Annotated in this window: 3 protein-coding genes and 1 pseudogene; 3 read left to right on the top strand and 1 reads right to left on the bottom strand. The window is 67.9% G+C overall.

Features of this window, described 5'->3' with window-relative positions:
* On the top strand, positions 1–1,217 hold a 1,217-nt coding region (locus ADBZ6I_RS15470), incomplete at its 5' end, for an aldehyde dehydrogenase (protein ID WP_526385372.1).
* A gap of 6 nt (positions 1,218–1,223) precedes the next feature.
* Here ADBZ6I_RS15470 and ADBZ6I_RS15475 read toward each other — a convergent pair.
* Complete coding sequence (locus tag ADBZ6I_RS15475; RefSeq protein WP_526385374.1) at positions 1,224–3,548, bottom strand: arylsulfatase; 2,325 nt, start codon at positions 3,546–3,548, stop codon at positions 1,224–1,226.
* Between the two features lie 82 nt (positions 3,549–3,630).
* Between ADBZ6I_RS15475 and ADBZ6I_RS15480 the strand changes: the two genes are divergently transcribed.
* Both ADBZ6I_RS15480 and ADBZ6I_RS15485 read left to right on the top strand, forming a co-directional pair.
* Positions 3,631–5,112 (top strand): acetyl-CoA acetyltransferase, encoded by a 1,482-nt coding sequence (locus ADBZ6I_RS15480; protein WP_526385376.1) that lies wholly within the window; start codon positions 3,631–3,633, stop codon positions 5,110–5,112.
* Positions 5,113–5,391: 279 nt separating this feature from the next.
* Positions 5,392–5,725, top strand: a pseudogene (locus tag ADBZ6I_RS15485) (DDE-type integrase/transposase/recombinase); the annotation flags it as partial.

Here is a 5,725-nt window from a genome sequence, read left to right on the forward strand (position 1 = left end):
CCGCCGCCTTGCACCGGCGGGCCGACAGCACGACCGAACTGGTCACCCGCGAGAACGGCATGCCGCTGCGGCTCTCCCGGGGCGCCAACGGCCTGTTTCCGGCGGCGTTGCTGGGCTACTACGCCACGCTCATCACCGAGACCCCGATCGAGGAGATCCGGCCCAGCATGATCGGCCACACCATCGTGCGCCGTGAGCCGGTAGGGGTGGTCGCCGCCATCGTGCCGTGGAACTTCCCGCAAGCCCTGGCCGCCTTCAAGCTCGCCCCCGCGCTGGCGGCCGGATGCACCGTCGTTCTCAAGGCGTCCCCGGAAACCGCTTTGGACGCTGTGGTTTTCGCCGAGGCGGCGCACGAGGCCGGGATGCCCCACGGCGTGCTCAACGTGGTGCCGGGCGGCACCGCGGCCGGGGCGCATCTTGTGTCGCATCCGGGAGTGGACAAGGTGAGCTTCACCGGGTCGACGGCGGTCGGCCGGATCATCGGCCAGACCTGCGGACGGCTGTTGCGGCCGGTGACGCTGGAACTCGGCGGCAAGTCCGCGGCGATCATCCTCGACGACGCCGATCTGGCCGCCGCCATGACCGGTCTGAAGTCGGTGTCGCTGATCAACAACGGCCAGACCTGCTACCTCGGTTCGCGGATACTGGCCCCCCGCTCGCGCTACGACGAGGTGGTCGGGGCGCTGGCGGAGTTGGTCAACGGTCTCGCCGTCGGCAACCCGCTGGACAACGCCACCGACATCGGGCCGGTGGTCAGCGCCCGTCAGCGCGACCGGGTGCTCGGCTACATCGAGGCCGGTAAGGCCAGCGGCGCGAAACTCATTGCCGGCGGCGGTGTTCCGCGGGATCAGCCGCGCGGCTGGTTCGTCTCCCCGACGGTGTTCGCCGACGTCGACAACTCCGCACGGATCGCCCAGGAGGAGATCTTCGGGCCGGTGCTGGCGGTCATTCCCTACGACAGCGACGAACAGGCGATCGCGCTGGCCAACGACAGCGAGTTCGGGCTGGCCGGGACGGTGTGGTCCACCGACGTCGACCGCGCCACCGAAGTGGCGCGCGAGATCAAGACCGGAACCGTCGGCATCAACGACTACCAACTCGACATCGGGGCGCCGTTCGGCGGCGTCAAGGCCAGCGGCATCGGCCGCGAACTCGGCCCCGAGGGCCTCGACGAGTTCTTCACCCTCAAGTCGATCTACCGGGTGGGCCCGGCCTGATCCGGGTCAGTCGCGGGCGAACGCCGCGGCCGCCTCCCGTTCCAGGTCGAGGTACTGGTCCGCGCCGGTGTCCACAGCGACGCCGAGGATGGCGCCGTTTTTGAAGGGGAACCCCGGCGGGTAAGAGCGGCTCACCGGGTCGGCGCTGTCGTACCCGACGCACAGGCCGTCCCCACAGAGGGTGAACGGCCCGATCTGCGCCCGCATCGGCCCTTCGGCCACCACCGCCTCGTCGACCCACAGCTTCGTGGTCCCCAGCGACTCCATGTGCTCGCCGGCGCCCTCCTTGATGAACTCCATGCCGACGGTGTGCTTGCCGGACTCCAAAGGCCCCGAGACGAACGTCTGCTCCGGCTTGATGCCGAGGAAGTTGTAGACGTAGTGCAGCTTGGCGTCCTTCACGAACAGCGTGTGGCCGCCGAATCGCGACCCGTGCGCGAAGATCACGCCCTCGGACTCGTCGGTCAGTTCGACATCGGCCAGAATCTTGTAGGACCGGCCGCGGATGTTCACCGCCGTCGACTCCGGCACCGGTGAGGTGTCGGGGAAGTAGATGTAGCGCGACCGCGGCGGCTCCCCGGACGGGCGGACGTCGCTGAACTGCTCGATGGCCGTCCGATCGTCAAGGGGCAGAACGAAATTCGCCTCCGCCTCCTCGAACCACGCCGCGATCAGTTCCTGCAGCTTCTCGGGGTGTTCATCGGCGAGGTTGCGGGCCTCGGCGCGGTCGGCGTCGACGTGGTAGAGCTCCCAGCGGTCCTGGTCGAAGTGGCCCTTGCCGCTGATCGGCGCGTGCAAGGCGGCGGCTTTCCAGCCGTCCTGCCAGATTCCGCGGGTGCCCAGCATCGAGAAGTACTGCCGCTTCTTGGTGGTCGGCGCGTCGGCGGCGTCGAAGCTGTAGCGCATCGAGACGCCGTTGAGCGGGTACTGCTCGACGCCGCGGTACACCGTCGGCATCTCCAAGCCGACGACGTCGAGAATCGTCGGGACGATGTCGGTGGAGTGGTGGTACTGGTGCCGGATGCCGCCCTTGTCCTTGATTCCCTTGGGCCAGTGGATGATCAGCGGGTCGCAGGTGCCGCCGGCGTACTGGGCGTACCGCTTGAACATCTGGAACGGGGTGGAGAACGCCACCGCCCAGCCGGTCGGGTAGTGGTTGTAAGTCTCCGGGCTGCCGAGTTCCTCGAAGTAGGACATGTTCTCCTCAAGGCTGTCGGGGAAGCCGTTGAAGAATTTGTTCTCGTTGACCGACCCGTTCGGGGTGCCCTCGCCCGAGGCGCCGTTGTCGGCGCAGTAGATCACGATCGTGTTGTCCAGTTGTTCGGTGCGTTCCAGGAAGTCGATGATCCGGCCGAACTGCACGTCGGTGTACTCCGAGAACCCGGCGAACACTTCGGCCATCCGGCAGAACAGCCGCTTCTCGTCGTCGTTGAGCTCACCCCACGGACGCACGTAGTCGGCCTCGTTGGCGACGTCCTCCGGCATCGGGTTGAGCGGGGTCAGTTCGGTGCCCTCCGGCAGAATCCCGCGCTCGATCATTCGGGTGAGCACCCAGTCGCGGTAAGCCTCGTAGCCGTCGTCGAACACGCCCTTGTACTTGTCGATGTACTCCTGCGGCGAGTGGTGCGGAGCGTGATTGGCGCCGGGGCAGAACCACATGAACCAGGGCTTCGACGGACCCGACGACCGGAGATCGCGCAGCATCTTGATCGCCTGGTCGGCAAGGTCTTTGGAGAGGTGGTAGCCCTCTTCGGGGGTGTAGGGCGGTTCGATGGCGTGGTTGTCCTCGATGAGGTCGGGGTACCACTGGTTGGTCTCGCCGCCGAGGAAGCCGTAGAACCGGTCGAAGCCCTTCGACAGCGGCCACTCCGAGCGGCTGCCCGCCGGGGAGAGGTCCTCCACCGGGACGTTGTGGTTCTTGCCCAGCCACATCGTGGCGTAGCCGTTGTCCTGGAGCACCTGGCCGATGGTGGCGCACTCGGCGGGCAGTCGGCCGGCGGCGCCGGGGAATCCCATCGAGCCTTCGGTGATCGACGCGCACCGGTTGACGTGGTGGTTGCGGCCGGTCAGGAACGTCGAGCGGGTGGGGGAGCACAGCGCGGTGGTGTGCCACTGGGTGTAGGTCAGGCCGTTGCGCGCCAGCCGGTCCAGGGTCGGCATTTCGATCCGCCCGCCGTAGGGCGACCATGCCGCCTGGCCGGTGTCGTCGTACAACACGATCAGGATGTTCGGCGCACCCTCGGGCGCCCTCTTCAACTCATACGGGCTCCAGTCCGGGGTGGAATCCCGGACGTCGAGCTTGATGACCCCGTTGAACTCTTTGTTCGACACGCCTTCTCCTCCTCGGGTTCGACGGACCCCATGATTCCACGGTGCTACGTTTTGACGGCTGTCAAAACGAAAAGGAAAGCCGATGAATCCAGATCCCCGGACACCGGTGCTGGTCGGCGCCGGGCAGATCAACCAGCGCACCGAAGAACCGGACGTGGAGCCGGTCGATCTGATGGCGCAGGCCGCGCGGTCCGCTGCCGATCCGCGGGTGCTCGACGCGGTGGACTCCATCCGGGTGGTCAACCTGCTGTCGTGGCGTTACCGCGATCCCGGTCTACTCGTCGGGCAGCGCATCGGCGCGCCGCGGGCTGCCACCCAGTACACCGGCATCGGCGGCAACACCCCGCAGTCGCTGGTCAACCAGACCTGCCTGGACATCCAGCAGGGCCGCGCCGACGTGGTGCTGCTCACCGGCGGCGAGACCTGGCGGACCCGGATGCGCCTGCGCGCCAGGGGAATCCGCCCGGACTGGACCCGCCAGGACGAGTCGGTCCCAGTGCCGCCCGGGGCCGGGACCGACGTACCGATGTCCGGGCCGGCCGACGAGCGCATCGGGCTAGACCGGCCGTCTTTCGTCTACCCGCTGTTCGAGGAGGCGCTGCGGATCGCCCGGGGGGAATCGATCGACGACCATCGCCGCCGGATCGGCGAGTTGTGGGCGCAGTTCAGCGCGGTCGCGGCGGCCAACCCGAACGCCTGGGTGCGCGACGCGCTCAGCGCGGAGCAGATCACCGCAACCGGCCCGGACAACCGGATGATCAGCTGGCCCTACCCGAAGCTGATGAACTCCAACAACATGGTCGACCAGGCCGCGGCGCTGGTGCTGTGCTCGGCCGAGAAGGCGGATTACCTGCAGATCCCGCGCGATCAGTGGGTGTTCCCCTACGCGGGCACCGACTCCCACGACACCTACAGCTTCGCCGACCGCGCCGAACTGCACCGCAGCCCGGCCATCCGGATCGGCGCGGCGCGGGTGCTGGAACTGGCCGGGATCGGTCTCGACGACGTCGACCACGTCGACATCTACTCCTGCTTCCCGTCGGCAGTCCAGGTGGCCGCCCACGAAATCGGTTTACCCGCAGGCGATCCGGGGCGTCCGCTCACCGTCACCGGCGGGCTGACCTTCGCCGGCGGGCCGTGGAACAACTACGTCATGCACTCGATCGCCACGATGGCCGGCCTGCTGCGGGACAACCCGGGCTCGCATGGGCTCATCACCGCCAACGGCGGTTACATGACCAAGCACAGCTTCGGTGTCTACAGCGCCACCCCGCCGGCGCAGGCCTTCCGCTGGGAGGACGTCCAGCAGACCGTCGACCGGGAGCCGACCCGGACCTCGCTGGTGCAGTGGGAGGGCGTCGGACGGGTGGAGTCGTGGACCACGCCGTTCGACCGGGACGGCAAGCCGGAGAAGGTGTTTCTCACCGTCCGCACCCCGGACGACGCGCGGGTGCTGGCCGTCATTCCCGACGCCGGCGAGGCGGCGGGGACCGTTGCCGACGACATCGCCGGGGCGGCGGTGCGGGTCAACGCCGACGGCACCGCCACATTGCGCGGAGCGTAGTCCCAAACGTGGTATCCCTCATGGGCGATGCTGCCAACGACCAGCCATCCTGGGCCGTCGGCACAAAAGATTCAATGAGAACGGACATCCGCCCGCCAGCCCTACTACCGCTGGCTGGCCGACCCTGTCACCCCGGCTGAGTATGCCGAGGCGCATCGGGCCAACGCCCTGTTCGACGCCCACAAGGATGATCCGGAGTTCGGCTACCGCTACCTGGTCGAGGAGGCCCGCGACGCCGGGACGCCCATGGCGGAGCGCACCGCGTGGCGGATCTGCTCGGACAATCGGTGGTGGAGCGTGTTCGGCAAGCGCAAGCGCGGCAAGAACGGCAAGACCGGGCCACCGGTTCACGATGATCTCGTCACCCGCGATTTCACCGCCCCGGCGCCAAACCTGTTGTGGCTGGCCGACATCACCGAGCACCCGACCGGTGAAGGCAAGCTCTACCTGTGTGCGATCAAGGACGTGTGTTCCAACCGGATCGTGGGCTACTCGATGGACTCGCGGATGAAGTCGCGGCTGGCCACTCAGGCCTTGGCCAACGCCGTCATCCGCCGCGGGGAGGTCGCCGGCTGCGTGCTACATAGCGACAGGGGAAGCCAGTTTCGAAGCC

Source organism: Mycobacterium sp., assembly GCF_044342925.1.
Classification (GTDB): domain Bacteria; phylum Actinomycetota; class Actinomycetes; order Mycobacteriales; family Mycobacteriaceae; genus Mycobacterium.